This window comes from Marinobacter sp., from assembly GCF_041690615.1.
In the GTDB taxonomy this organism is placed as follows: Bacteria; Pseudomonadota; Gammaproteobacteria; order Pseudomonadales; family Oleiphilaceae; genus Marinobacter.
In genome coordinates this window covers 85,912-112,591 of sequence record NZ_JAWLGY010000012.1, presented here as the reverse complement: position 1 = coordinate 112,591, position 26,680 = coordinate 85,912, and the positions used below count along the sequence as shown (strand labels likewise).

Genomic DNA, 26,680 nt, shown 5'->3' with positions numbered 1-26,680 from the left:
TCGACGCGGCTGAGGTAGGAAACCCATGCCTGGGTGGATGTCATCCTTGAGCCTGGCGGTGTGGAATCACTCACAGTGCGCAAAGCCTCTGGATCAATGGTGGATCGATAATGTCACAATTGATTCATGGTACTACACTTGTGTTGCTGCCCCAGCCGGAGTCCGCCTGCGGATACAAAAACGAACATTCGGGTTTCAGGATTGATTGCGTTATAATCAGCGGCTTTTCGTGCCGTACCCACAAGGTGGCGGCCAGTGCCTGACGGAAGGTTTGTGCTCTGTGATTGAACTTGACCAGGTTCAGAAATCCTATCAGGTGGGCGGCCGGGCGATCCCCGCGTTACAACCCACCGATCTGACCATCGACACCGGCGAGGTTTTCGGTATTGTCGGTCATTCCGGCGCCGGCAAATCCACGCTGGTGCGACTGATCAATCTGCTGGAGCGGCCCACCGGTGGCCGGGTGCTGGTGGATGGCGAGGACGTCACCCACTATGACGCTGCCGAACTGCGGGCCTTCCGTCGCAAGGTGGGCATGATCTTCCAGCACTTCAATCTGCTGTCGTCCCGCACGGTGGCAGACAATATTGCCTTTCCCATGAAGCTGGCCGGTATCTATTCCAGGGGACAGATCCGCGACCGGGTCGCCGAACTGCTGGCGCTGGTGAGTCTCACTGACCAGGGCAGCAAGTACCCTTCACAGCTCTCCGGCGGGCAGAAGCAGCGGGTGGGCATTGCCCGGGCACTGGCGTGTCGTCCGTCCATCCTGTTGTGCGACGAGGCCACCAGCGCCCTGGACCCCCAGACCACCCAGTCGGTGTTGCGTCTGCTGGCGGAGATCAACCGGGAGCTGGGGCTGACTATCGTGCTGATTACCCATGAGATGGATGTGGTGCGCCGGATCTGCGACCGCGTCGCGGTAATGGACGGTGGCCGGATTGTGGAAATGGGGCCGGTCACCGATGTGTTCCTGCACCCGGAACATCCCACCACTCGCGACTTTGTATTCGAGAGCGAAAATGTGGACCGGGAGGAGCTGCAGCAGGATCTCCAGCATGCACCTGGCCGCATTCTTCGACTGACGTTCCGGGGTGAGTCCACCTACCAGCCCTTGCTGGGCCATGTGGCCCGGGCTTCGGGTGTGGATTTCAGCATCCTCTCCGGCCGTATCGACCATATCAAGGATACGCCCTACGGCCAGCTAACCCTGTCACTGGTGGGCGGTAACCTGGAGCAGGCCATGTCGGAGTTCGAGGCGGCGGACGTCCATGTGGAGGTGGTGCGATGATGGAGTCACTGCTGACGAACGTGGACTGGGTGGAAATCGGCTGGGCCAGCTGGGACACCCTGGTGATGGTGGGTATGTCGCTGCTGTTCAGTGTGCTGATCGGTCTGCCGGTGGGTGTGCTGTTGTTTTTGACCGGCAAGCGGCAGCTGCTGGAGCAGCCGGTGGCCTATGCCATCCTGTCGTTTATCGTGAATGTCTTGCGGTCGGTGCCGTTTATCATTCTGCTGATTGTGATGATTCCGGTGACGGTGATGATCATCGGCACGTCGCTGGGTGTGGCCGGGGCGATTCCGCCGTTGGTGGCCGGTGGTGCGCCGTTCTTTGCCCGGCTGGTAGAGACCTCTCTGCGGGAGGTGGACCGGGGGATTATCGAGGCGACCCAGGCGATGGGGGCCAACGTGCGGCAGATTATTTTCGGGGCACTGTTGCCGGAGGCCCTGCCAGGGATTATCGCGGGTATTACGGTGACGGCGATTACGCTGGTGTCCTATGCGGCGATGTCCGGTGTGGTCGGCGGTGGTGGTCTGGGTGATTTGGCCATTCGTTTCGGTTATCAGCGGTTCCAGACGGACGTTATGGTGATTACTGTGGCGTTGCTGGTGGTGTTTGTGCAGTTGCTGCAGATGCTTGGGGATCGGCTGGTTTTGTATTTTAGCCGGAAGTGACGGTTAGGTTTTTTGGGAAATTTGAATGATGGCTTGGTGCTCGGTCGCCAACCATGGGGTTCCGCCGGAAAGCTCAGACTCCGGAGCACAAGCCTTCCAGCCGATAAGCTTTCCCCGGACACGCCCCGCAAGTACATCCATGTAGGGCTCCGTCGCGCCATCCATGGCGCTCCAGGGTCCGGGGAAAACTTCTCAGCCAGAAGGCTCCCGTAGCTGTGGAGTTACCTTCGGTGCCGAATGGTCTTTATTTCGTTGAGTAGGAGAGTGTTATGAATTTCAAGAAAACACTGGTTGGTTTGACAGCGTTTGCGGCGTTTTCCGCGGCCCAGGCTGAGGAGACGCTTTCCGTTGCTGCGACTGCGGTTCCCCATGCGGAGATTCTGGAGTTTATCCAGCCGGCTCTGAAGGAGAACGGTGTGGATCTGCAGGTGAAGGTGTTTACCGATTACGTGCAGCCGAATATCCAGGTGGACCAGAAGCGGATGGATGCGAACTTTTTCCAGCATCAGCCGTACCTGGATGAGTTCAACGATGGCAAGGGCACGGACCTGGTGACCGTGACCGGTGTTCACATCGAGCCGTTCGGCGCGTACTCCCAGAAGGTGGACTCCCTGGAGGCGCTGGAAGAGGGGGCTACCGTGGCTATCCCCAATGACCCCACCAACGGTGGCCGTGCGCTTCTGCTGCTGCAGGATGCCGGGCTGATCAAACTGAAGGATGAGAGCAAGATCACCGCCACGCCGCGGGATATTGCCGAGAACCCGAAAAAGCTGAAGTTCCGTGAGCTGGAGGCAGCCACCCTGCCGCGTATCCTGAACCAGGTGGATCTGGCGCTGATCAACACCAACTATGCCCTTGAGGCTGATCTGAACCCGGCGGAAGATGCGCTGGTGATTGAAGGTGCCAACTCTCCCTATGTGAACATCCTGGTTGCCCGTCCGGACAACAAGGACTCCGAGGCCATGCAGAAGCTGGCGGAGGCACTGACCTCTGAGGACGTGCGTGCGTTCATCGAAGAGAAGTATGAAGGGGCGGTTGTGCCGGCGTTCTGATCCGGTTCGCTCCGGGCAGATCCAAAAAAAACCGGCCCGCGTTGTAGCGGGCCGGTTTTTTTATGCTTTGTTGAGCGCCGCACTGTGCTGTTGATTCGGTACGGCACTGGGTCGGTTTCAGTCGCCTGACCAGTTGGACTTGGGGTCCGGGGTCATGCGCAGGTAGGATCTGACCGCCTTGTAGCCCTTGGGGAAGCGCTGTTTGATCTCGTCCTCGTCCTGCAGGGAGGGCACGATCACAACGTCCTCACCGCGTTCCCAGTTGCCCGGGGTGGCGACCTTGTGCTCGTCGGTCAGTTGCAGGGAGTCGACAACACGCAGCACTTCGTTGAAGTTACGGCCGGTGCTGGCGGGGTAGGTGATGATCAGGCGGATCTTCTTGTTCGGGTCGATCACGAACAGGGAACGCACGGTCAGGCTGTTATCCGCGTTGGGGTGGATCATGTCGTACAGCTCGGACACCTTGCGGTCCTCGTCGGCGATGATCGGGAAGTTCACCGAGCAGCCCTGGGTCTCGTTGATGTCGCTGATCCATTCCTTGTGGGAATCCACCGGGTCAACGCTCAGGGCGATCGCCTTGACGTTGCGCTTGGCGAACTCATCTTTGAGTTTCGCGGTCAGGCCAAGCTCGGTAGTGCACACCGGGGTGAAATCCGCTGGATGTGAGAACAGGATGCCCCAGCTGTCGCCCAGCCATTCATGGAAGCGGATGGTGCCTTCACTGGATTGCTGTTCGAAATCAGGTGCGGTATCACCAAGACGTAAACTCATACCTTCTCCTCCGTTGTCGGTACTGCGGCCTGCAGTGGTCTGCGAGGCTCTGTTTGGTTATCCATAAGGGCTGCCGGTAGCCGGCAGAGTGGTCTTATACTCAACAGTTATGGGACCGGCGGCGTCACTCCACAAGGGGGTGGGCGCGTCGGTGTTATACGATTTTGTAATCGGGGTATGCCAATAACGGCATTAAACCCCGACTTTCCGTTCGTTTTCGAAGTGTTCCCGGGTCAGCCTGAAGACCACCGGGCTGAGTAGCACCAGGGCAATCAGGTTAGGCAGTGCCATCATTGCGTTCAGGGTATCGGCAAGCAGCCAGACGAAGCCCAGGTTGAGGGTGGCACCCACAGGGATGGCGAGAATCCACAGCACACGGTAGGGCACGATCGCCTTGACGCCGAACAGGAATTCGACGCTGCGCTCACCATAGAAGGACCAGCCCAGAATGGTGGTAAAGGCAAAGATCGCCAGGGATACCGCCACCACATAGTTGCCACCGGGAATACCCAGGGCAAAGGCGTCGGAGGTGAGTGCCGCGCCGGACTCGCCGCTGGTCCAGGCGCCGGAGGTAATGATCACCATGCCGGTAATGGTGCACACGATGATGGTGTCGATGAAGGTGCCCAGCATGGCCACCATGCCCTGATTGATGGGGTTGCGGGTTTGTGCGGCTGCGTGGGCGATGGGGGCAGAGCCCAGGCCAGCCTCGTTGGAGAAGATGCCCCGGGCCACGCCGAAGCGGATGGCTGCCCAGACGGCAGCACCGGCAAAGCCGCCTTCCGCGGCGGTCCCTGTAAAGGCATCGGAAAAGACCATGGCGAAGGCGGCCGGCAATTCGGTGGCGTTGACGGCCAGGACCACAAGGCCGATAGCGACATAGGAAATCGCCATCAGTGGCACCAGGGTGCTGGCCACCTGGCCAATCCGGCGGATGCCCCCGATCAGTACCAGGCCAACCAGCACGGCGAGCACAATGCCGGTAAGCCAGTGGGGCAGGGCAAAGTTGGTCTGCAGCACGTCGGCCACCGAGTTGGCCTGTACCGTATTACCGATGCCGAAACCGGCGATGGCGGCAAAGATGGCGAACAGTACCCCCAGCCAGGCCCACTTCTTGCCCAGGCCGTTACGAATGTAATACATGGGGCCGCCGACATGGGCGCCGCGTTCGTCCACTTCCCGGAATTTGACCGCAAGAACGGCTTCCGAGTACTTGGTGGCCATCCCTACCAGAGCGGTCAGCCACATCCAGAACAGGGCGCCGGGCCCGCCCAGGAACACGGCGGTTGCCACCCCGGCGATGTTACCTGTGCCTATGGTGGCAGACAGGGCCGTCATCAGGGCCTGGAACGGCGGAATCTCACCCTCTTTCTCGGCATCGCCCCCGGTACGCCCTTTCCACATCAGGCGGAACCCTTCGCCCAGGCGCAAAATCGGCATCAGCTTGAGACCAAGGCTCAGGAAAAGCCCCACACCCAGAATCAGCACCAGCATGGGTGGGCCCCAAACCAGGCCGTTAATGGCCGACACAAAATTGCTTATAGCTTCCATGATTGTCTCCGTCGCAAGCCCCGTCCTGCAGCGGTTGCGGTGAGGGGCTGATTGATTCTTTTTAACGTCCGTCTCAAGTTTAGCCCCTGAAACCTGGATGTAAATGTTTCAAATCAGTGAGTTGGCAGCTTGCGTTATTTTTTTGCTGAGAAAGTGAACGTTTCGTTTTGCCAGCTTCTTGCTAAGGTTATAGATATGCGGCTTGCGCTGGCCGCGCCGCAACGCCCGACCGGCGTGGTCTGGACCGATCAGCGAAGCAACCAGACGGGACACCAGGAACAGGAGGATGGTCATGATGCGCTCACTGAAAGCCTCGGACATCATGTGGAACCATATCGAACCGGTGCGACTGGGTACGACCCTTCCGGCAGTGGTAAAGCACCTGCTGCAGAACCATGTCACCGGTCTTCCCGTAGTGGACAAGGACCGGAAGGTGGTGGGGTTTGTGTCAGAGCAGGACTGCATCCACGCGCTGCTGGTCAGCAACTATCACAGCGAGGGTGAACCCTCGGTGGATGACGTGATGAAAGGCGAGCCGGTCACCATCAGCCCGGAAATGTCTGTGGTGGACCTGGCCCAGAACCTTGGTCACGGCAGGCCCAAGGTCTATCCTGTGGTAGACCATGGTCGGCTGGTGGGTATAGTAACGCGCACGTCCATTCTGGCGGAGCTGGCCCGGGTTGGTGCCGGTATTGATGTAGGGCGGTTTGCGGGGGCTGACTGACCGGAGAGATCCTGTTCGGCCTGCCCTCCACCCGTTCACCCTGAAAGTCTATCGGAGGTTAGGTATGGAACTGTTGGCAAGCAATGTCTGTTTTGGTGGCGAGCACCGCCGTTATCGTCACCGCTCTGAGGTGCTGGACTGCGACATGGAGTTTGCCGTCTACCTGCCACCGGTGGCCATCGCTCGGGAGCCCAGGCCTGTCCCCGCGCTTTACTGGCTCTCGGGGCTCACCTGCACGGACCAGAACTTCATGCAGAAGGCCGGCGCCCAGCGCCGCGCGGCAGAACTGGGACTGGCCATTGTATGCCCGGACACCAGCCCCCGGGGAGTCAACCTGCCCGGGGAGGATGACAGTTACGACTTCGGTTCCGGTGCCGGCTTTTACATCAATGCCACCCGGGAACCCTGGTCCCGGCACTACCGCATGTACGATTACGTGGTAACGGAGCTGCCGGAACTGCTGGAAAAGGAACTGCCCGTGACCGGCAAGCGCAGTATCAGTGGTCATTCCATGGGGGGGCACGGTGCTCTGATTGGCGCCCTGAAGAATCCGGGCCGGTACCAGTCCGTTTCCGCCTTTGCCCCCATCGCCAACCCCAGCAACTGTCCCTGGGGCCGCAAGGCGTTCAGTGGTTATCTGGGTGATGATGAAGAAACCTGGAAAGCATGGGACGCCACACTGCTGATTCCGGAGGCGGAGGAAAGACTGCCGCTGCTGGTGGACCAGGGCACGGCGGATGACTTCCTGGAAGAGCAGCTCTCACCGGAGGCGCTGGCGGAGGCCTGCGAGAAGGCTCACCACCATATCGACCTGCGCATGCACCGTGGCTATGACCACAGCTACTTCTTCATTGCGTCGTTTATTGATGACCACCTGAACCATCACGCCCGGGCGCTGGGTCTGAAATAAACGATCTGCGGGGTCGGCCTGGCGACCCCGAACGGTGCGTCAGGCGGCCCTTGACCAGGGCCGCTGGCCTTACTGGTTCACCTGCAACAGTATCTTGCCTGTGCTCTCGTTGCTCTCCAGATACGCCATCGCCTCATCGGCGTCTTCTATGGGCCAGGTCCGGTCAATAATTGGCCGTATCTCACCGCTTTCCAGCCTGGGCCAGACCTGTTCGTACAGGGCGTCCATGACTTCGCCCTTGAGGCCCACCGGTTGCGCCCGTAGGGTAGAACCGATCAGACGCTGGCGCTTCATCAGCATCACGCCGGTGTTGATGTGGGCGTCGGCACCCCCCATACGCCCGATGAGAATGATGCGGCCTTCCATATTGAGGCACTTCTGGTCCTCGGCGATGTAGTCACCACCCACCGGGTCCAGCACCATATCGGCTCCGCCCCAGTCCTTTACCGCATCGGCGAAAGAGCCATTGTGGCGGTTCCAGGTACCGGTGGCGCCCAGTTCCTGGCAGAAGGCGAGCTTGTCGTCGTTGCCGGCGGTGGCGAATACGGGGTTCCCCATGACGGTTGCCAACTGGATGGTGGCGGTACCGACCCCGCTGGCAGCGGCATGGACCAGCACCCGTTCGCCGGGTTGGACAGCGGCGACCATATACAGGTTCATCCAGGCGGTGGCATAGACCTCCGGCAAGGCGCCGGCCTGTTCCAGGGTGAAGCCTTTGGGTACCGGCAGAACCTGGGCTGAGGGCACGTTAACCCGGCTGGCATAGCCACCGCCAGTGAGCAGTGCGCACACCTCATCACCCGCCTCCAGGTGGGACACATTCTCGCCGACGGCGGCCACCCGGCCGCTCACTTCCAGCCCGAGGATGTCCGATGCACCCGGGGGCGGCGGATAGGCGCCTTTACGCTGCATGAGGTCGGCCCGGTTCATTCCGGCCCAGGCCACATCAATGGCGACCTCGTCGGCGCCAGGGGGCGGCAGGTCGTCCACATCGGTCCAGGTCAGGTTCTGCTTCTCAATGGTAATGGCTTTCATGTCCCACAACTCCGGTTACGCACGATCGTTAAAGCCTAGCACGGTTCCTGGTGACCAGCAGGGATAGAAGCGTCCCTGGCTTACGCCTGGTAGTCCCAGAGCGCCTGGAAGTCCATGGGGGGCATCATTTCCACCACCTCAACTGCCCGGATATTGAACTCCAACAGGTCGGTCGTGTGCCGGAATCCGGTGAGATAGGCGTTGCCTCTCGGATCGGTGATTGCCTTCACCACATGACCACTGCGCTGCTCCGGCCGGTGGGTGACCACGGCAATCTCGTTGTTGGCCAGGCGCACCAGGGCACCCGGGGGGAAGGGGGTCAGGGCGTCAAGCAAGGCCTGGAAAAGCTTGGGCCGGCTACTCTCCCTGGCGGCCTCGGCGATGGCCTTGCGGGCCTGGGTGATATTGCGTCGGGGCCGGTAGCCCCGGCGACTGATCAGGGCAACATAATGTTCCGACAGGGCGAGGATGCTGGCTTCCGGCAGGATGGTGTCGCCTTCCAGGCCTTCGGGGTAGCCGCTGCCATCGGAACGTTCATGGTGCTGCAGGATGATTTTCAGCAACAGACGGTTTTCGATGCCCGCGTCGTGCAGTGCCCGGGCGGCCAGCTGGGGGTGGCGGCGGATGATAGTGCGTTGCTGGTCTGTAAGGCCGTGACTGGAGGCGTTCAGCCGGTCGAGGATTGGCATCAGTGCCAGGTTGGCGGAAAGCGCAGCAGCCATCAATACCACCCGCCGGCCTTCGTCCATGCCCAGCTCGGTTGCGGTGAAGTGGCAGACAATGGCGTAGAACAGCGACTGCTCCGTGGCGGTGGGCTCCACCGAGTACAGGTGCACCAGGGCCAGGGTGGGGGCCGGTGCCTCCCGGCAGATGCGGTCGATCAGCCGGGCCAGGCCCAACAGCTTGAGGCGTGCCTCCGGATCACGGGCTGAAATGGCCTGGTGGGTCCGTCTGAGGGTTTTCAGCAGGGCGCGATAGTCGGAGAAGGGATTACGTTCCCCTTCCGCCACATCTTCCTGGACTTCCTCGTCCGGGTTTTCCGCCTGGCGGGGGTAGAACATGCCCCGCTTGTAGAGCTGCTCCAGCTGGGAGTCACTCTGGATCACGAAACCCTGGGCCAGCAGGACTTCACCCTGGCTATCGAACACCGGCCAGGGCAGTGGCTTGCCCACCACCAGCACACCCGGGGCAACCCGGACCAGACTCTGGCCGGCGTCGGCGGTCCTACTCTCCGGCATGGCTGACCACGACACCCTGGCCCGCGGTGACCATCCGCTCGCGGACGTCATCGGGAATGGTCCTCTTGCTGGCGGTGGCCGGGTCGATCATTACGTAGACGACGTCCGCCGTGGCAATCGGCGCCTCGTCCGGGTACCGCACAAAGTTCACCTCAAGGGTAAAGGAGGTATTGCCCAGCCTTTTTACGCTGATGCGGGCGCAGAGCACCTCATCAAAGCGGGCGGGGGCGGACCAGTTGAGGGTCATGCTGACCACCTGCATATCCAGCCCGGCATCCAGCATGTTCTGGTAATGGCCGAATACTGCACGGATGTATTCGTTGACCGCAATGTCCACGTAGTCGGCGTAACGGGCATTGAACACCACCTGCTGGGCGTCGCATTCGGCGTAGCGGACCCGAAAGCGGAATTCCATGGGGGTATCGCTCATGACCTCTCCTGTTATATCCGTAATCCCACAGTGTACCCGCCAGTGGCGGTTTGTCATCAATGCCGTATCCCGGATGACAGGGTCAGAACTGGAACTTCCGGACCAGTTCCGACAACTCCGCTGCCAGCCGTGACAGCTCCTCGCTGGATGAGCGGGTCTGGTTGGCGCCGGTGGCGGACTGGGCGGCCAGGTCCCGGATGTTGGTCAGGTTGCGGTCCACGTCCCGGGCCACCTGGGCCTGCTCTTCCGCGCCGCTGGCGATGCTGGCATTGCGGTCGTTGATGTCGGTGACGGCCCGGGCGATCTTCGCCAGGGCCTCGCCGGCCTCCCGGGCGATAGCCAGTGCATCGTCGGAGCGTTCACTGCTTTTCGCCATGGCGTTTCGGGCGTTCTGACTGCCGTCCTGCACCGCACTGATCATGGTCTCGATTTCCGCCGTGGAATCCTGGGTGCGCTGGGCCAGGTTGCGGACCTCGTCGGCCACCACGGCAAAGCCTCGTCCTGCCTGACCGGCCCGGGCGGCCTCGATGGCGGCGTTCAGCGCCAGCAGGTTGGTCTGGTCGGCAATCCCGCGTATGACATCCAGCACGGTACCGATGTCGCCGGCCTTGCTGGCCAGTTCCTCAACGTAGTGCACCGTCTGGGTAATGTTCTTCGCCAGGTCTTCCATGGCCAGCACGGTGTCCGCCACTTTCTCGCGGCCACCCTGGGCCTGCTGATTCGCCTCCCGGGAAGAATCTGCGGCGGAGCTCGCATTACGGGCCACATCATCGATGGCAGCAGTCATTTCGTTCACAGCAGTGGCGGCCTGGTCCAGCTCGTCACTCTGCTGGTTCATGCTGCGGCTGGATTCGTCGGTGACCGCGCTCAGCTCCTCGGAGGTGGAAGCCAGCCGGTCTGAAGAACCGGCGATGGTGCTGATGGTGCCACGCAGGTTGTCCTGCATGGTGGTCACCGCCTGCATCAGTTCTGCCATTTCGTCCTGGCCACGGGTGTCGATGCGGGCGTTCAGGTTGCCCCCGGCAATCGTGCGGGCCACGTCCAGGGCATGGCGGATCGGACCGGTGAGGGAGCGGGTGATCAGCAGGGCCATGAACAAGGTGAGAGCGACGCCAATCAGTACGGCGATGATAACGCCGTTGCGGACATTGGCGGCCACCCGGCCACCCTCGCCAGCGGCGTCAGTAATCCGCTGATCCTGAAACTCGAGCAGGGCACGGGTGAGCCCCATAACCTCTTCGGTTACCGGGTTCAGTTCCTCGTTTCTCACTTGCCGGGCACGGTCAGACTGGCCGCGTTCAGCGTAGCGGACGACGTTTCCATGGGCTTCCCAGAATGACTCATCGGCTTGCTGCAACCTCGAAAACAGATTGCGGGCTTCTTCAGCCTGAATCAGGGAATCGTAACGCTCGGTAGCTGCTTTGAGTTTGTCCCTGGTATCCACCAGGCGGCCGATCAAGGGTGCCCGGGTTGCCATGTCCGATGCGCCGATCAGGGACTCGGTATGGAACCGGACACGCAGGTATTGCTCATTGACCCCGTTGATTGCGTCGTTAGCTGGGGCGAGATGGTCGGTTACAGAGAACAGTTCATCACGTAGGGCGTTGCTCTGGACCAGCGAGTACGCCCCCAGACCAACAAGAACCAGAATCAGGAATCCAAAAGCCAGCGACAGTCGCAGGCCGACACGTAATTGTCTGAACATGGAAGAACATCCGTTGATTGATAGGCAGGATAAAAAGGGTCGCCATCATACGCGGATGTTCTATCGGCCTCTGTTCCAAAATGTTAACTGGTTCCTGTTTGCATTGGCGGTATTCATGGGGGCCGATTAGTTATATCGATGATTGATGTTTGTCACCGTAGGGGCCGCCTCTTACCATTAAGTCCTTTAACAAAACCCTACAGTCGGTCGCTTGCCTGTCGTGGTAAACCCACTATAGTTCCGGGGTAGACCGCGCCGTTCTTTTTCCCCGGCTGCGGTAACCTCATATCTGTATCGCTGTCCGGAGAACTGCCGTTGAACCTCGTCCATGGGAAGTCCCGTGGGTCGGATGAGGCAAAGGACCGCCCCTTCCCGATCAGTCAGGCCATCCAGGCCTGTGGTGCCATCCTTGTCCTCGATAGCGAGCTGAACACCGTTGTTCAGGCCAGTGCCAATCTGCTCCAGATCATGGGGGTCCCGGCCGGGGGCGCCTGCGAAAGCACGCCGTCCGAGGTGCTTGGTCCCAGATTGCTGCGTGCGCTACGGAGTGGGCTCCGTAAAGGCCCCCAACTTGATGGCCCCCTGTCGGTCCGGCGGTACCTCAACGGGCGCCAGTGCCGTCTGCAGATTCGTGCCTGGCGCCGGGAGGGGCATGTCATTGTAGAAATCGAGCCTTTGTTCTCGCTGGGCAAGCGTCGGCTGCTGGGCTCGGTCAACCAGTGGCTGGGGGACCTGGCCCGGGCCAGTCATCCCGATGACCTGCTGGCCACTCTGGTGGAAAGTATTGCCGATATCGGCGGCTTTGAGCGGGTGATGGTCTGCCACTTCGAGAGCCAGGGCAATGGTGTGGTCATTGCGGAGAATCAGGGCGCCGGCGGTGCCACCATGCTCGGCCAGCGGTTTGCCTCATCCTTTTTCCCGGAGGAACAGCGGGAACGCTTTCTGGCCCTACCCCTGCGCAGTATCCCGGACCTGACTTCGGCGGACGTACCCCTGATACCGGTGGACTACTTGCAGCAGCCGGACCTGAGCACCTCGGTGCTGGCTGCCCCGTCTGAGCACAAACGTGAGCAGTGCCTCTCGCTGAACGCCGGGGCACTGCTGTCCCTGTCGGTGATCTCGGAGAACGGTCTCTGGGGCGTGGTGGTCTGCACCAGTTCGCGCCCCCAGGAGCTTTCTCCCACAGTGCGGGATGCCACCTACACTCTGGTGCAAATGGCCAGCCAGCGGCTGTTCCTGCTCAAGGCCCGCATCGAGTCCGCCTTTCTCAGCCGGGTGCAGCAAGTGCGGGAGCGGCTGGCGGAGGATATGTCTCTTCATCGCACACCGGCTTCTCGTCTGCGGGAATCCGGCGAGGAGTGGCAGGCCCTGTTCCGGGCCCATGGGATTGTCATTATCGCCCGCAATGCTGTCGCCGTGGTGGGCAACACCCCATCGGAAACCGTTATCCGCGTGCTGGCGAACCGGCTGGCTGACCATGCCAGGGGAGGCCACTGGCGCAGCGAATGCCTCCACGATGAACCCCTGTGCCATGAGCTGGGGATGGGCGACAGTTGCGGCCTGCTGGCGGTGGCCCTGCCCTCCACCAGTGTGACGGGCGAGTGGCTGATGTTCTTCCGACCCCGCCATCGGGAAGCAGTGTACTGGTCCGGCAGCCCCCTGACGCCGGTGATCAGTCGTCAGGAAGCCCGGGCGGCGCCCCTGCAGCAGCCCCTGAAGTGCTGGCAGCAGGAAATGCGACACCACAGTGAAACCTGGGAGCGGGTCGAGGTGCTGGGCGCCCAGGACCTGGCGGAAGACCTGGCGGTACTGAGTTCGTCCTGCGAAATTGCCGAACTGAACGAAAAACTGGAAGAAGAACGCAAGGCCCTGGCCCGGGCCAATGAGCAACTGCGGGAGATGGCAACCCGGGACTCCCTCACTGGTCTCTGGAACCGATACGCCATGGAGCAGGCTCTGGACGACGCCCTGGCCCGGGCGGAGCGCTATGGCGAGCCCTTTTCCGTACTGCTGGTGGATGTGGACCATTTCAAGCAATTCAACGACGTCTACGGTCATGAGACCGGCGATGAGGTGCTCAGGGCGGTGGCGAGCATCATGGCCGGCGCCCTTCGCGAAACTGACAGGGTGGGGCGCTGGGGTGGCGAAGAGTTCGTGGTAATTGTGTCCAGGACCGACGGCGACGATGCCGCCAGCCTCGCCGAGCGACTACGGGCGCTGGTGGAAAACCTTGAAGTCCCGGGCATCCCCCGGCCGGTCACTGCCAGCTTTGGCGTGGCCTGCTGGCAGGCCGGCGACCGGCGCAAGGCCGTGCTGGCCCGGGCCAATGAAGCCATGTACCGGGCCAAGGAGAAGGGGCGTAACAGGGTGGAGCGTGCCGACGGGGCCTCAGTCCGTTGAGGCGCCGTAATACACGAAGGCCTGGCGCACGTGGCTGCGGATCTGCTGGTCATCCCAGGGCTTGGTGAGGAACTTGTAGATGGCGCCTTCATTGATGGCATCAGTCACCGACTTAAGGTCGGTGTAGCCGGAAAGCACGATACGCACCGTATCCGGGTAGATGTCCTTTACCTGACTCAAAAACTCGGTGCCGGACATTTCCGGCATGCGCTGGTCTGAAATGATCACCTGCACATTATTGGCCGCCAGTAATTCGAAGGCTTCCTTCACGCTGGTCGTCGACAGGATACGGTAGCCGTCCCGGCGTAATAGCCGGGTCAGGGCCCGGATAATATTGGTCTCGTCATCCAGCAACAGCAGGGTGGGCTTGTCTTGGGAGGTGACGTCCGGGGCTCTGTCTGCAACCGGGCCCCGATCCGCCAGGTAGGCGATGAGGTCATCGAATGGCATAGGCCGCGCGAACAGGTACCCTTGCAGGATTTCACAGTTGTTTTTGCGCAGGAAGGCGGCGTGGGCCTCGGTTTCCACACCTTCGGCCACCACTTCCAGGGACAGGTGGTGAGCCATGGAGAGGATGCCCTGGGTAATGGCTGCATCACTGGAGTTGCTGATCACATCCTTCACAAAGGCCCGGTCAATCTTGATCTTGGTGACCGGCATGATCTTCAGGTAGCTCAGGCTGGAAAAACCGGTGCCGAAGTCATCAATGGCGATGCCGATCCCCATGTCCCGCAGCGTAGCCAGCCGTTCCACCACCTGTTCGGTGTCATAGAGGATGGCCGATTCAACGATCTCCAGTTCCAGCAACTCCGGCGCAAGACCGGTTTTGCGCAGGGTTTCCGTTACCAGGTCGACAAACCCCGGCTGGCGCAGCTGCATGGGTGACACGTTGACTGCCATCCGGTGTTCCCGGTAGCCCAGTCCCTGGAGCCTGACCGCATCCCGACAGGCCTGTTTAAGTACCCAGCGACCCAGCTCGATGATCTGGCCCGTATCCTCCGCCAGGGGTATGAACCGGCCAGGTGATACCAGCCCTTTTTCCGGGTGGTGCCAGCGGATCAGTGCTTCCGAGCCCCGTATACGGCCTGTACGGCTGTCCACAAGGGGCTGGTAGAAAAGTTCCAGCTGTCGCAGCTCGATGGCCTTCTGCAGATCATTTCGCAGTTCCACCCGCTCGTTGGCCTCATCGTTGAGTTCCGAGGCGTACCACTGATAGGTGTTCCGGCCCTGTTGCTTGGCCCGGAACATGGCCAGGTCGGCCTGCTGTACAAGGGTCATGGGCTCGGCGATGGTGCCGTCGTCGAGGGCGATGCCGGCACTGGCGGTCAGCCGGAGTGAGCGCTCACCGGCTTCATAGGGGGCGGCGATGGCGGCAAGCAGGTGTTCGACTACCTTCACCACGTCATCGCCATGGGCAAGGTCGGGGAGTACAACGATGAATTCATCTCCGCTGCCCCGTGCCACGGTATCACCGTTGCGAACGCCCTTTTCCAGGCGCCGGGCCGCTTCCACCAGAATCTGGTCGCCGACCCGATGGCCCAGGGAGTCGTTGATGGGTTTGAAGCCGTCCAGGTCAAGGAACAGGATACCGACCTTGCGACCGTAGCGCCGGGCCATCTGGCAGGCCTGGATCAGCCGGTCTTCCAGAAGCGCGCGGTTTGGCAGACCGGTGAGCACATCGTGGCTGGCGTTATAGGCCAGCTTGGATTCCGCGGACTTTTTCTCGGAAATGTCGTTCTGAATGCCTATGTAGTGGGTAACCATGCCCTTTTCGTCCCGGATCGGGGCAAGGTAGAGGTCGTTCCAGAAGGGCGTGCCGTCCCTGCGGAAGTTGCGCAACACCACGGAGACCTCGGTCTGTTCCCGCAGGGCGAGGCGAAGCCGGGCAAGGGCATCCCGATTGACGTCATTGTCGGGACCGCCCTGCTGGAGAAAGCGGCAGTTGCGGCCCAGGCTCTCCGACTGATCGAAGCCGGTGATCGTGCAGAACGCCGGGTTAACGTAAACGATGGGAAAATCCGACCGGCGGGCGTCGGCAATGACAATGCCGTTGGAGCTGGCCTCGATGGCCCGCTGCATCAATCTCAGCTGACGGCTGCTGGCAATACGCTCGGTCACATCCACAACCATCACCAGCAGGATCTGCCGCTGGTTGAGCACCATGGACTGGTCCCGCATTTCTACATAGAGCTGGGAGCCATCCTGTCGCTGGTGTATTTCCAGACGACTGTCCCTGTGGGTAATCAGCCCCTCGGCGTTCACATTCCGGGGCAATGAGCCGTTGCTATCCTCCGGACCCTGCAGGTCGCGCAGGCTGAGATGACTGACCATAGCGGGCTCGACATCGTACAGGTCCCGGGCGGCCTCGTTCATGGACAGGATTCGCCCGGTTTCCGGCTCGGTGAGCAGCATGGGCACCGGGTTGCTGTTGAACAGCACCCGGTAGCGGGCCTCGCTCTGGGCCAGGCTGCTGACCGCCAGGGACCGGTCGATGGCGTAGCGGATACTGCGAATCAGGGCCTGGGCATCCACCAGGCCCTTCACCAGGTAATCCGCTGCGCCAATTTCCACTGCGTTATGGTCCAGTTCCCGGTCGCCCTGGCCGGTCAACAGTATCAATGGCGTGTTGACGCCTTCCTGGCGGGCCTGGCGGATCAGGTCGATGCCGGAGTCCGGTCCAAGCCGGTAATCCACCAGCGCCACATCATGGCGGTGCTCCCGCAATACCAGCAGGCCTTCATCGGCATTGTCCACCCACTCCACATCCACCGGCAGGCTGCTGCCTTCCGCCAGCAGATCCTGTGTAATCAGTACATCGTCTTCGTCATCCTCGATCAGCAGGATTCTCAGGCGCGCTTGGGTATCAGACATAATGCTTGTTCTTTCCTGGTAATACGGTGGTTTCCATCCAGTAGTGTTTCAGGGAGCGGACAATATCCAGTAATCCGTCATAGCTCACCGGTTTCACAATGTAGGAACTGGCGCCGAGGCTGTAACAGCTCTCAATATCCTCGTCAGCCCCGGAAGTGGTCAGCACGACAATCGGTATATGCCGAAAGGCAATGTCGGCCTTGAGTTCCGATATAACCTGGCGCCCATCCTTGCCAGGCATGTTCAGGTCCAGCAGGATCAGCTGGGGCAGGGTTCTGGTCGCCAGCGCGTCAGAGAGCCCCTGGAGGATAGTCTCGCCATCTTCGTAGAAGGTCAGTCGGGCCTGGTGCGCGCTCTCCAGAAAGGCGTCCCGGATCAGCAGGCGGTCGTCGGCGTCGTCATCGGCGATATAGATATGTATCGGCAGGGTGTGGCTCATGGTGTCGGCGTATCTCCGGCGGGCTCGCTGGGAGCGGCCTGGCTTGTGAAATGGATTCGGAAGGTGGCTCCTTCTCCGGGCTGACTATCGGCCACGATGATGCCGTTATGACGAGAGACTATCTTGCGAACGATGGCCAGGCCGATGCCGGTGCCCGCGTAATCGTTCTTGCTGTGCAGCCGCTGGAAAGGCTGGAACAGCCGGTCCACGTATTTTGGATCGAAGCCGGTGCCGTTATCGCTGACCACCAGTGTCCAGCCCTTGGCGCTGATATTTTCAGCGTATACCAGAATCTCCGGTGTCACATCCGCACGGCGGAATTTTATGGCGTTGCTGAGCAGGTTTTGCATGACCTGCCGGAGCTGGGACGGGTCCCCCTGGACCGGCGGCAGGTCAGACACCCTGATTACTGCGCCACTGCTGGTGATGGCCGACTCAAGGTCCTGTTGTACCTCCTCAATGATCCGGTTCAGGTCGCAGTCCCGGAACGGTTGCCCCCGGGTGGAGACACGGGAATAGGTCAACAGGTCCATGATCAGGGTCTGCATGCGGCTGGCGGCCGACTGCATGCGTTTGAGGTAGTCCTGTTCCTTCTCGCCCAGATTTTCCGCGTTGCGCATCAGCCGGTCGCCGAAGGTCTGGATCTTGCGCAGGGGTTCCTGAAGATCATGGGAGGCCACGAAGGCGAAGTCCTGAAGCTCCCGGTTGCTGCGCTCCAGCTCTGCCAGGGTGGCCTGCAGGGCCTGTTCAGCTTTCTTGCGTTCGTTGATGCTGCGGAAGTAGACCGCCAGGCCTTCCTCGGAGGGGTAGGCCTTGACCTCAACCCAGAGCTCTAGGGGCTCGAAATGGGCTTCGAAAGAGGCGGTTTCACCGGTTGTCAAAGCATCGCGGTAATGCTCCTCAAACTCGGAACCGATCGTTTCAGGGAACGCCTCCCAAAGGGTTTCGCCTAACGCATCACTCCGGGAACGTTGCAGCAGTTCCTCGCACTTTCCGTTCATGAAGGTAAAGTGCCAGCTCCGGTCCAGCGTGAAGAAGGCGTCTGTGATGCTCTCGAAAATCCGCGACTGGCGTTCCGCAAGGCGCCGTATTTGCTCGCTGGCCTCCTTGCTGGCTGAAACATCCTGAAATGCACCCTGCAGCTTCACGATTCTCCCGTGATCATCACGAACGGCCTGCCCGATCGCCCGTACCCATCGCAGGCGGCCCTTGACGGTACGAATGCGGGCTTCAATATCGAAAGGCAGTCCGAGCTCCGAGGCCAGACGTACCGACTCTTCCACCAGTGGACGGGTCTCTGCGGTGTAGTAATCGAGGGCGTCCGTCAGATCTGGTACTTCGCCAGGCTCCATGTCGTGGATTTCATAGATAGCACTGGACCAGGTGGTCTTGCCGGTGGCTACGTCCACCACCCAGCCCCCAAGGCGTCCTGTGTTCTCCGCCATGCTGAGCAGGCGCTCTTTTTCCTGGAGTTGCCGCTGTGTTTCCTTTTCGCCGGTAATATCCCTCGCGGAGCAATAGATTTTCTCTGCGTACATGGCCGCGTTGAGTCTCAGCCAACGTTGCTTCCCCTCCCGGTTCAGGACCTCAATTTCCAGGTCGTAGATGGTTGCGCCATCCAGCAGTTGTTCCACTGCGTTGACCACGGCCTGGTGGTGTTCCGGGAGAATGATATTCAGGTAGGGATTACCCAGTAGCTCCTCGCGGCTGTAACCCAGGTTTGTCAGAAATGCCTGGTTTACCTCCACGAAACGGTTGTCGGCAACAATGCAGAACATCTCCGGCGTCAGTGAGAAGAAGGCCTCACGCTGCTGGGCCAGTTCCTCTGCTTTCAGCTCTGAGGTCATATCCCGGCCAATGGCAAACAGGGTGCCATCTTCCGAGGATATCCGGGCCTTCCAGTCCAGGGTGACCGTGCGGCCGTCCCTGTGCCGGTAGCGGTTGCGGAACTGCGGGACGGGCGCTGAGTGGCGGGTGCGCACCTGTTCCACGACTTCAGCACTGGCGGCCCAGTCCTCCGCCAGCACAAAGTCCCGCACCGGCCTGCCCTCCAGTTCCTCGGGGCTATAGCCGAGAATGCGTCGGCTTGATGGGCTGACAAAGCGGAAGTAACCCTCGCTGTCAATGGTGCACAGCAGGTCGCTGCTGAAATTGACGATGCGTTCGTTGGTTTCCCGCAGTGCCTGTTCCCGTTTCAGGTGCCGCTGAAGCTGGCTGTTGGCCTGTTCCAGGCGCTGGTTCCGGCCGGTAGCCATGGCTCCCAGCAGGCGGCTGAGCATCATCAGCACGGTCAGGGCAAGGCCGCCGAAAAGGATCAGTGTCTCAGTGGCATAGTCTTCTGTCGTCTGCCCGGTCAGGGGTTCGGATACCGTGAGCCTCCACAGGGCATGGTCCAGGTTAATGCTTGCGTTGGCCCGTACCAGGCGATCTGCCCCGGAGAGGTTGTTGGTTCGGTAAAGGGTATTGCCACCACTGGTCACATCCACCACCATGCCGGCCGTCTGGCGGTTGTCGAGCCACTGCAGGGCCTGGTCTACAGAGGTAAGGGCCAGCAAAGTCCACGACCTGCCATCCGCAAACTGTACTGGTGCAGCCAGAAATATCGATAATTGCCTTCCCGGTCCGCGATACACGCGGCTGGTATGGGGCGTTGGTTGGGCGTGATCGTGGCCTAGCCAGGCGCGGAATTCGTCCCGTCCGAACTGATCGCTCAACCAGAACCGGCTATCGGAATCCCGGACCTCCAGTTCGATGATTTGCTGGCGGTGGTCCAGCAGGGCGAGCATCTGCAGGTGGGGCAGGTCCCGGAAATAACTGGCGACTTCCTGTTGCCAGGCATGCTCCGGCAGCGTGCCCCCGTAGGCCTGCACCCGCTCGCCAAGACGCGCCACCGTGGCCAGTTCATTCCGGTGAAAGGCCTGGATGGACTCCGATGTCTGGCTGGCGATCAGCTCCGCTTGTCGCTGCATCTCCTCATTGTGGTTATTGCGGGCCAGGTACCAGCTGGTCACCGTGATGAGAATGCCCACAATTCCGACCCAGAGGACCGGTTTTCGCTGTTCGCGGTAATTGACCTGGTAGAGACGGGGGACCAGCATAAGCACTGCACCGAGAATCATCAGGAACAGGGCGGTGGCCGGGCCCAGGTCCGGCACCGTCGTCAGTCGCGCCCAGGCCGGTAGGCCGAGACTGGCAGCGAAGAGATTGATGGCACCGCCTGCCATCGTGGCTGCGGAAATAGCCTTCACCAGGGGCGTGGTCTGGTCGTGACGGGCGGCCATCAGGTACCCGATGCAGCCCAGTATTACGATCGCGGGTAATCCCGGGAGGATGCCGGTTTTGGGCAGCTCCGCCTGAACCAGGTCTGTGTTGGCCAGGGCCAGGGGGAACTGGATAATCGAGACCAGAATCAGCAGCAGTGCCATGATCCGGCTCATCCAGCGGGACGCAAAGGCCAGTGCCAGGCACAGCCCCCCCGCCAGCAGTGACAGGGGGCCACCTACCGGGTAGATGACGTCCGAAGGCGTATCCACCAGTAACAGGAATAAATTGACCGACAGGGCCATGCCGTGGCCAACAAGGCACAGACCCAGTGCCAGAATCAGGCACCAGTAGACGGCGTCGCGGTTATTCAGCTCAGTCATGGAGCTCCTGGGGGCCCAGTACCCGGAGGATTTCCTCCGCGGTCGTCAGGCCGTCTTTCAGCTTGTCCATGGCATCGTCCAGCAGCACTCTCATGCCTTGCTCCCGGGCAATGGCTTCGATCTGCATGGCGCTGGCCCCTTCGGTGATGGCGATTCGTAGTCTCTGGTTCATGGTCAGCACTTCGTGCAGCGCGACCCGGCCCCGATAGCCCTTGTGGCAGCGTTCGCAGCCCTTGCCCTGGAAATACCTCACCTCTGGTTGAATAAACCGGGACCCCAGCTGCTTCAGAACGTCTTCCGGTGGCGCCACCTCCTCCCGGCAGTGGGTGCAGGTGCGCCGTACCAGCCGCTGGGCAATGATGGCCTCCAGGGCTGTCGCCAGCACAAAGGGCTTCAGGTCCAGGTCCAGCAACCGGGCAACGGTGGCGGCGGCGGAGCTGGTGTGCAGGGTGGAGTAAACCAGATGGCCGGTCATGGCGGCGTGGAAGGCAACGTCGGCGGTTTCCTCGTCGCGGATTTCTCCCAGCAGGATCACGTCCGGATCCTGGCGCAGGATGGCGCGAAGTACCGTGGCAAAGTCCAGTCCGATGCGGTCCTTCACCGGTACCTGGCCGGCCATGTCCACATGGAACTCCACGGGATCCTCGATGGTGACGTAGTTACGCTCAGGCGTGGCGTTATGCTGCAACAGTGCATACAGGGTGGTGGTCTTGCCGCTGCCGGTGGGGCCGGTGGCCAGGATGATGCCCTGGGGCTTGCCCACCACGTGCGTCAGCTGTTTGAGGTTGTGGTCCGAGAGCCCCAGCTGGTCCAGGGACTGGGCGGAGGACTGGCGCTCCAGCACCCGCATGACCACCTTCTCGCCATTGATGGTGGGCAGGGTGGAAATGCGCAGATCTACGATGCGCATGGGGGTTTTTACCGTAATACGCCCGTCCTGGGGGCGGCGGCGCTCGGTGATATCCAGCTCCGCCATCACCTTGATGCGGGAGACCACCGACATCAGCAGGTTGGTGGGAATGTGGATCTTGTCCTGTAGCACGCCGTCGATCCGGTAACGCACCACCAGGGACTTGGTGCGGGGATGGACATGGATATCACTGGCCCCCAGGCGCAGGGCTTCCAGGATAATGCCGTTTACCAGGCGGATGGCCGGGGGTTCCTCGGAGCTTCCAAGCAGCTGCTCCAGGCTTTCGCTCTCCTCGTCGTCCAGGACGATTTCGATGCCTTCGTAGGGGTCATCGGTGCCCACTTTCGTGGTGAGTTCGTCGATGTTATCGGTCTGTTCGCCGAAGGTTTCGTTGAGCTTGGCCTGCATCTGGCCGGCTTCCACCAGCAGCGGATGGATGGTGTAGCCGGTCATGAAGCCCAGCTCATCAATCAGGTTGATGTCCATGGGGTCCACCATGGCCAGGCGCAGACGCTTGCCCTGGACCCGTAGCGGCAGGATCAGCTGGCGGGTGCACACCGACTGGGGAATCAGTGACAGCAGGCTGGGGTCCACCTGGAATTCCCGCAGGTCGATCTCCTCGAACATCAGTTCGTCCCGCAGCAGGTCCCGTACCTTGCCGAAGTCCACCCACTCGTGTCTCATCAGCTGGCGCACCACCGGCGCCTTCTGGCTCTGCATTTCACGGTGCAGCTGCTGGATCTGCTGAGGGTTCAGCCAGCCTTTCTTGTGGAGCATGATGGCCAGCTGGCTGCGGTTGGTGGCCCCCAGCTTGGCAATGGTTTCCAGGTCTTTGTTCTGCTTCTTGTTCTGCTGCTCCAGCTGGCGGGTTTTCTGGATCAGCTCGTATTGCTCCAGGGCCAGGGCGATGGTCAGGCGCAGGTCATCATCATTCCAGGGCTTCAGGATGAACCGGTAGACGGCGCCATCCTTGATGGAGCCCATCACCGCATCGGTATTGGCGTGGCCGGTTAGCATGATGCGGATGGTCCGGGGCCAGCGCTCCCGGACTTCCCTCAGTAGTGCGCTGCCGTTGATGCCGGGCATCATGAAGTCCGTCATGATCAGTTCCACGGACTGCTTCTCGAGGATGCTCAGGGCCTCTTCGCCGCTTTTGGCAAACAGCAGCTCGTAGTTTTCCCGCATGAACACTCGCCGCAGGGAGGCCAGGATGTTGGGCTCGTCATCCACCAGCAACAGGCGATAGGGCCGACGCTTGTCCGTCTCAGCCGGGGCCCGGTCCTGGTTGTCCTGTTCGCCGGTGAACAGGGAGGCGTAACGTTTTGCCATGGTTCTCCTGGTGGTTAGTTACCGCGGGGCAGTAAAAGGGTGACGCGGGTGCCGGTACCTTCCCGGCTCTCAAGCTTGATCAGGCCTTTGTGGGCGCGCACGGTGTCCTGGGCCACGGTCAGCCCCAGGCCAGTACCGGAGCCTACCGGGCGACTGGTAAAGAACGGGTCGAACACCTGCTCCCGCTCATCCGGTGAAATGCCGCAGCCATTGTCCTGGACGACGATGGCGATGTTGCCGCTGTTGTCGGTGGCGGTCTTGACGATAATGCGGCCCTCGTCATCGATAGCCCGGGCCGCGTTGTCGAGGATATTGTAGAAGGCCTCTGACAACCTCGCCGGATTGCCGGGAATCTCCGGCAGCTCCCCCAGCCGCTCGTCGATGGTCAGTTGGCGGTCGCTGTGACAGGTCTTCAGCAGATGGATGGCTGCCCGCACCAGGTCGTTGATGTTGCAATGGGTGTATTCGGCGTGGTCGATGCTGGAGAACGTCTTCAGGTCCGACACAATGGTGGCAATACGCCGGGAGCCGTCCAGGGATTCTGACAGCAGGTCCCGGAAGTCCGCCAGCAGTTCCCGGGTTGCCTCATCCTGTGGCAGCTTTTTCTCCAGGTCGTCCAGGTAGTCACCGGCCACTTTCAGGTTGCTCTGGATAAACCCCACCGGGTTGTTGATCTCATGGGCGATGCCGGCGGCCAGTTGCCCCACGGAGCGGGTCTTGGCGCTCTCGTAGAGTTCCTGCTGGGCTTTCTGGATGGTGTCGACCTGTTCCCGCACCTGCTCCTGGAGCTGGTCCGACAGGTCCCGGTAGCGGGCCTCGGATTCCTGCAGGGCCTCGTGTTTGCGTTGCAGTTCCGCGTAGCTGGCCTCGGTGGTGTCGTGGTGCAGGTTGGCCGCCAGGCGGTATTTGGCCACAAAGAACAGTACGAACGAGACCAGCTCGGCTGCTTTCTCAACAAGGTTCCGGTTGGCGTTGGCGGACAACCAGGCCACGGTTTCCAGGTTGAATTCCACCGGCAGGGCACCGTCGCTCCTCTCTGCCGCCAGCCGGGCCTGTGTCAGCCCGAGCCCGGCCAGGCTGGCCTCCAGGCGTGCTATCTGGCCAGGATCCAGCAGGTCCGTCAGGGTGGGGTCGTCTTCAAAGTGCCGCATGGTCACGAGCCGTCCCCCTCTGCGCTCAGGCGGTCGACAAAGGTCTGGCGGTCAATGCCGTGGCGGTCCGCCAGCTGGAATTCCTGGTCGGTGGCGGTGTAAAGGCGGTCGAGTAGTACCCGGAATGTGTCCACCACGCCGGTGCCGTTGAGGGCACTGGCCATCTGCAGGGGTGACCAGGGGGTTTGCGCCCAGCGTTGCTGGAGGTCCTCTTCCGGTACCACCTCCGCCATGTCCCGCTTGTTGAACTGGATGACCAGGGGCAGGTTGTCGATGTCCAGGCCCACCTTGTCCAGGTTTTCCTCCAGGTTCCCAAAGGCCATGGCGTTATTGTCCTGCTGGTTTCGCTGGGAGTCCGCCACGAACACGATGCCGTCCGCCCGGGAGAGTACGGCCTTGCGGGTACTGTCGTGCTGTACCTGGCCTGGTACGGTGTAGAGCTTCAGCCGAAGATCCAGACCGTCGGAGCCCTTCAGGCCGATGGGCAGCATGTCGAAGAACAGGGTACGGTCGTCCCGGGTTTCCAGCACCATCAGTTCGCCCTTGCGCTGGGGCATCAGCAGGGTGTGCAGCTGCATCAGGTTGGTGGTCTTGCCGCTGAGGGCAGGGCCGTAGAACACCACCTTGAGGTTGAGCCGGTTATCTTCGGGAATAAAATCAGCCATGGCGTGGTCAGAAAGACTCGTCGATCACAATGGAACCATCTTCATCCCGTCGTACCCGGGTGATGCCGGGGTTGTCCTGCTCCAGGCGCAGCAGTTCTTCCTCCCGTTGGCGCAACAGGTCATTCTGGTGGCGCACCTGTGCCAGCAGGCGCTGGTTTTCAATCTTTACCTCGTGCAGGTCCACGGCGGAGCAGATGGCGGCCTGGATTTCGTAGTCCTCCCAGGGCTTGGACAGAAAGCGGTAGATCTCCGCCCGGTTGATGGCGTTGATCATGGACTGGCGGTCACCGTGGGCGCTGAGAACCAGGCGGATGGCTTCCGGCTGTCGCTGGCGGGCGAACTGCAGGAAGGTCACGCCGTCCATTACCGGCATCTTGTAGTCCGAGACGATGACACTGTAGTCGTGAACCTGCAGGGCCTCCACAGCGTGTTCGGCATCGGTGAAAGCGTCTACCTGCCAGTCTTCTTCCCGCAGCAATCGTTTGAGGGCGTTGAGAATGTTGGCTTCGTCGTCCAGCAGCAGAATGCGGGTCATTGGATACTGGCCTCCATCAATGGCTCTTCCGGTTCTTCCGGGTCATAGACAAACAGGGTGTAGCGGGTGCCTTCCGGCTCGCCCTTCTCGAAGGTAATCAGCTTGTCGATCAGGGGCCTGGTGAGACGCTTGCCCTCGTTGAGCAGCAGCATGCCGGAGGCAGCGTGCAGGTCCCTGGCCAGTACCATGCCGGCGGCCAGTTCCCGGGTGGGCAGGGCGATTACGCCTTCCTCGGTGGGGGCCAGGTCCGGGGCGGTTTCCTCGCACATGACCGCAAACTCTTCACAAAGATCTGGCTGGTACAGGCGGCCGCTCTGGCGGCGGAGCAGTTTGATGGCGTCTTCCCGGGACACCCGGCGGCTGAGGATCAGCCCCGCCTGCAGTTCGATAAAATCCACCGCCATGCGCAGGATGCGGGCACCCAGGGGGATAGCTTCACCTTCCAGTTCATCGGGAAAGCCACGGCCGTTCCAGCGTTCCTGGTGGTGACGGATCAGGTGGGCGGCTTCCTGGAGGGGCTCCAGGGTCATCAGTAGCTGTTCCCCGGACTCCGGGTAGGCCCGGTACAGGGCGGTTTGCTCCTTGGTGAGCTGATCCGAAGGTGCCCGTAACATGTCATCGGACCAGCTCAGCTTGCCCAGGTTGTAGAGGGCGGCGGCCATTTCCAGGTTGCGAGTCTGTTCGCTGTCCAGGCCGCGATGCTGGGCGAAGGCCCGCACCAGTGCGCTGACCCGTGCATTGGTCTGTAGATCCCGGGGCAGGCGCTGGTTGAGCAGAGACGAGAACACCTCGGTGGTGGTGACATAGCTGTTGCGCAGTTCCGCGAGGGTGCGGTCCAGCATGTCCGCCGTTTCCTGAAGTTCGGCGGTGCGTGCGGCGACCTTTTTCTCAAGGCTTTCCGCCAGTGCCCGCAGTTGCTTGTTCTGCTTGCGGGACTTGCGCTCCAGGGCCAGCCGGCGCCGCTCGGAATGCTGGAAGGCCAGGGCCTGGCGGATGGTCAGCCGGAGCTCGTCGTCATCCCAGGGTTTGCTAATGTAGCGGTAGATCTGGCCGTCATTGATGGCCTTGATGGTGGAGTTCATGTCCGCATAGCCGGTGAGCAGGATGCGGATCACCCAGGGCCAGCGCCGGCGCACGGTACTGAGCAGGGTGGGGCCGTCTACCCCTGGCATGCGGGCATCGGAGATCACCAGGTCGATGCGCTGGTTTTCCAGCACTTCGATCGCCGCCTGTCCGGAGCCAGCCATCACCAGGTCATAGGGTTCCTTGCGCAGAATCCGTTGCAGGCTGCGCAGGATGTTGGCTTCGTCGTCCACGAGCAGCAGCCGCAGGTTGTCGGGCAGCTTGTCGGTCATAGGCGCCTCGCG

At 61.3% G+C, this 26,680-nt stretch carries 21 protein-coding genes; 6 read left to right on the top strand and 15 right to left on the bottom strand.

The window, feature by feature from the left end:
- Positions 1 to 280 precede the first annotated feature (280 nt).
- The 3 genes from ACESMZ_RS10420 (at position 281) to ACESMZ_RS10410 (ending at position 3,005) form a co-directional block, all read left to right on the top strand.
- Positions 281 to 1,288: a methionine ABC transporter ATP-binding protein gene (locus tag ACESMZ_RS10420; protein ID WP_372957622.1), complete on the top strand. Its 1,008-nt coding sequence runs from the start codon at positions 281 to 283 to the stop codon at positions 1,286 to 1,288.
- Positions 1,288 to 1,953 carry a methionine ABC transporter permease gene (locus ACESMZ_RS10415; protein WP_091851851.1) on the top strand — a complete coding sequence of 222 codons (666 nt, stop codon included), beginning with the start codon at positions 1,288 to 1,290 and terminating at the stop codon, positions 1,951 to 1,953. Before ACESMZ_RS10420 ends, ACESMZ_RS10415 begins: the two co-directional genes overlap by 1 nt.
- A gap of 269 nt (positions 1,954 to 2,222) precedes the next feature.
- A complete protein-coding gene (locus tag ACESMZ_RS10410) occupies positions 2,223 to 3,005 on the top strand; it encodes a MetQ/NlpA family ABC transporter substrate-binding protein (RefSeq protein ID WP_372957623.1) in 783 nt (260 codons plus the stop codon).
- A 117-nt stretch (positions 3,006 to 3,122) separates the two neighbouring features.
- Here ACESMZ_RS10410 and ACESMZ_RS10405 read toward each other — a convergent pair whose 3' ends face one another.
- The 3 genes from ACESMZ_RS10405 to ACESMZ_RS10395 form a co-directional block, all read right to left on the bottom strand.
- The gene (locus ACESMZ_RS10405; RefSeq protein WP_372957624.1) at positions 3,123 to 3,776 is read right to left on the bottom strand and encodes a peroxiredoxin; all 654 of its coding nucleotides are present in this window, start codon (positions 3,774 to 3,776) and stop codon (positions 3,123 to 3,125) included.
- 192 nt (positions 3,777 to 3,968) lie between these two features.
- Positions 3,969 to 5,327 (bottom strand): alanine/glycine:cation symporter family protein, encoded by a 1,359-nt coding sequence (locus ACESMZ_RS10400; RefSeq protein WP_372957625.1) that lies wholly within the window; start codon positions 5,325 to 5,327, stop codon positions 3,969 to 3,971.
- Between the two features lie 108 nt (positions 5,328 to 5,435).
- A complete protein-coding gene (locus ACESMZ_RS10395) occupies positions 5,436 to 5,621 on the bottom strand; it encodes a hypothetical protein (RefSeq protein WP_372957626.1) in 186 nt (61 codons plus the stop codon).
- A 1-nt stretch (position 5,622) separates the two neighbouring features.
- On the opposite strand from ACESMZ_RS10395, the gene ACESMZ_RS10390 reads away from it, so the two are divergent.
- Together ACESMZ_RS10390 and fghA are read left to right on the top strand one after the other, a co-directional pair.
- A complete protein-coding gene (locus ACESMZ_RS10390) occupies positions 5,623 to 6,051 on the top strand; it encodes a CBS domain-containing protein (RefSeq protein WP_372957675.1) in 429 nt (142 codons plus the stop codon).
- Positions 6,052 to 6,115: 64 nt separating this feature from the next.
- Positions 6,116 to 6,961: an S-formylglutathione hydrolase gene (fghA, locus tag ACESMZ_RS10385; protein WP_372972581.1), complete on the top strand. Its 846-nt coding sequence runs from the start codon at positions 6,116 to 6,118 to the stop codon at positions 6,959 to 6,961.
- A 69-nt stretch (positions 6,962 to 7,030) separates the two neighbouring features.
- Here the strand turns inward: fghA and ACESMZ_RS10380 are convergent, their stop codons facing one another.
- From ACESMZ_RS10380 to ACESMZ_RS10365, 4 genes are all read right to left on the bottom strand, one after another.
- Complete coding sequence (locus ACESMZ_RS10380; protein WP_372957628.1) at positions 7,031 to 7,996, bottom strand: NAD(P)H-quinone oxidoreductase; 966 nt, start codon at positions 7,994 to 7,996, stop codon at positions 7,031 to 7,033.
- 80 nt (positions 7,997 to 8,076) lie between these two features.
- The gene (locus ACESMZ_RS10375; RefSeq protein ID WP_372957629.1) at positions 8,077 to 9,234 is read right to left on the bottom strand and encodes an HD-GYP domain-containing protein; all 1,158 of its coding nucleotides are present in this window, start codon (positions 9,232 to 9,234) and stop codon (positions 8,077 to 8,079) included.
- Positions 9,221 to 9,664, bottom strand: coding sequence for an acyl-CoA thioesterase (locus tag ACESMZ_RS10370; protein ID WP_372957630.1), 444 nt, complete (start codon positions 9,662 to 9,664; stop codon positions 9,221 to 9,223). The genes ACESMZ_RS10375 and ACESMZ_RS10370 overlap by 14 nt, the downstream gene beginning before the upstream one ends.
- Before the next feature lie 82 nt (positions 9,665 to 9,746).
- A complete protein-coding gene (locus ACESMZ_RS10365) occupies positions 9,747 to 11,369 on the bottom strand; it encodes a methyl-accepting chemotaxis protein (RefSeq protein WP_372957631.1) in 1,623 nt (540 codons plus the stop codon).
- A gap of 315 nt (positions 11,370 to 11,684) precedes the next feature.
- On the opposite strand from ACESMZ_RS10365, the gene ACESMZ_RS10360 reads away from it, so the two are divergent.
- Positions 11,685 to 13,769, top strand: coding sequence for a diguanylate cyclase (locus tag ACESMZ_RS10360; RefSeq protein WP_372972580.1), 2,085 nt, complete (start codon positions 11,685 to 11,687; stop codon positions 13,767 to 13,769).
- On the opposite strand, the gene ACESMZ_RS10355 is transcribed toward ACESMZ_RS10360, so the two are convergent.
- Genes ACESMZ_RS10355 through ACESMZ_RS10320 form a run of 8 tightly spaced genes read right to left on the bottom strand, consistent with a single transcriptional unit; the run spans position 13,758 to position 26,668 of the window.
- Positions 13,758 to 16,640 carry an EAL domain-containing protein gene (locus ACESMZ_RS10355; RefSeq protein ID WP_372957633.1) on the bottom strand — a complete coding sequence of 961 codons (2,883 nt, stop codon included), beginning with the start codon at positions 16,638 to 16,640 and terminating at the stop codon, positions 13,758 to 13,760. The genes ACESMZ_RS10360 and ACESMZ_RS10355 overlap by 12 nt on opposite strands.
- On the bottom strand, positions 16,633 to 17,079 hold the full coding sequence (locus ACESMZ_RS10350) for a response regulator (RefSeq protein WP_372957634.1): 447 nt from the start codon (positions 17,077 to 17,079) through the stop codon (positions 16,633 to 16,635). The genes ACESMZ_RS10355 and ACESMZ_RS10350 overlap by 8 nt, the downstream gene beginning before the upstream one ends.
- On the bottom strand, positions 17,076 to 20,723 hold the full coding sequence (locus tag ACESMZ_RS10345) for a PAS domain S-box protein (RefSeq protein ID WP_372972579.1): 3,648 nt from the start codon (positions 20,721 to 20,723) through the stop codon (positions 17,076 to 17,078). The genes ACESMZ_RS10350 and ACESMZ_RS10345 overlap by 4 nt, the downstream gene beginning before the upstream one ends.
- Positions 20,716 to 22,962 (bottom strand): ATPase, T2SS/T4P/T4SS family, encoded by a 2,247-nt coding sequence (locus ACESMZ_RS10340; protein WP_372972578.1) that lies wholly within the window; start codon positions 22,960 to 22,962, stop codon positions 20,716 to 20,718. The genes ACESMZ_RS10345 and ACESMZ_RS10340 overlap by 8 nt, the downstream gene beginning before the upstream one ends.
- A gap of 14 nt (positions 22,963 to 22,976) precedes the next feature.
- Positions 22,977 to 24,113 (bottom strand): sensor histidine kinase, encoded by a 1,137-nt coding sequence (locus ACESMZ_RS10335; RefSeq protein ID WP_372972591.1) that lies wholly within the window; start codon positions 24,111 to 24,113, stop codon positions 22,977 to 22,979.
- Between the two features lie 2 nt (positions 24,114 to 24,115).
- Positions 24,116 to 24,778, bottom strand: a complete 663-nt coding sequence (locus ACESMZ_RS10330; RefSeq protein ID WP_372957638.1) for a GTP-binding protein — start codon at positions 24,776 to 24,778, stop codon at positions 24,116 to 24,118.
- A gap of 7 nt (positions 24,779 to 24,785) precedes the next feature.
- Positions 24,786 to 25,313: a response regulator gene (locus tag ACESMZ_RS10325; protein ID WP_372972577.1), complete on the bottom strand. Its 528-nt coding sequence runs from the start codon at positions 25,311 to 25,313 to the stop codon at positions 24,786 to 24,788.
- Positions 25,310 to 26,668 (bottom strand): HD domain-containing phosphohydrolase, encoded by a 1,359-nt coding sequence (locus ACESMZ_RS10320; RefSeq protein WP_372957640.1) that lies wholly within the window; start codon positions 26,666 to 26,668, stop codon positions 25,310 to 25,312. Before ACESMZ_RS10320 ends, ACESMZ_RS10325 begins: the two co-directional genes overlap by 4 nt.
- Positions 26,669 to 26,680 lie beyond the last annotated feature (12 nt).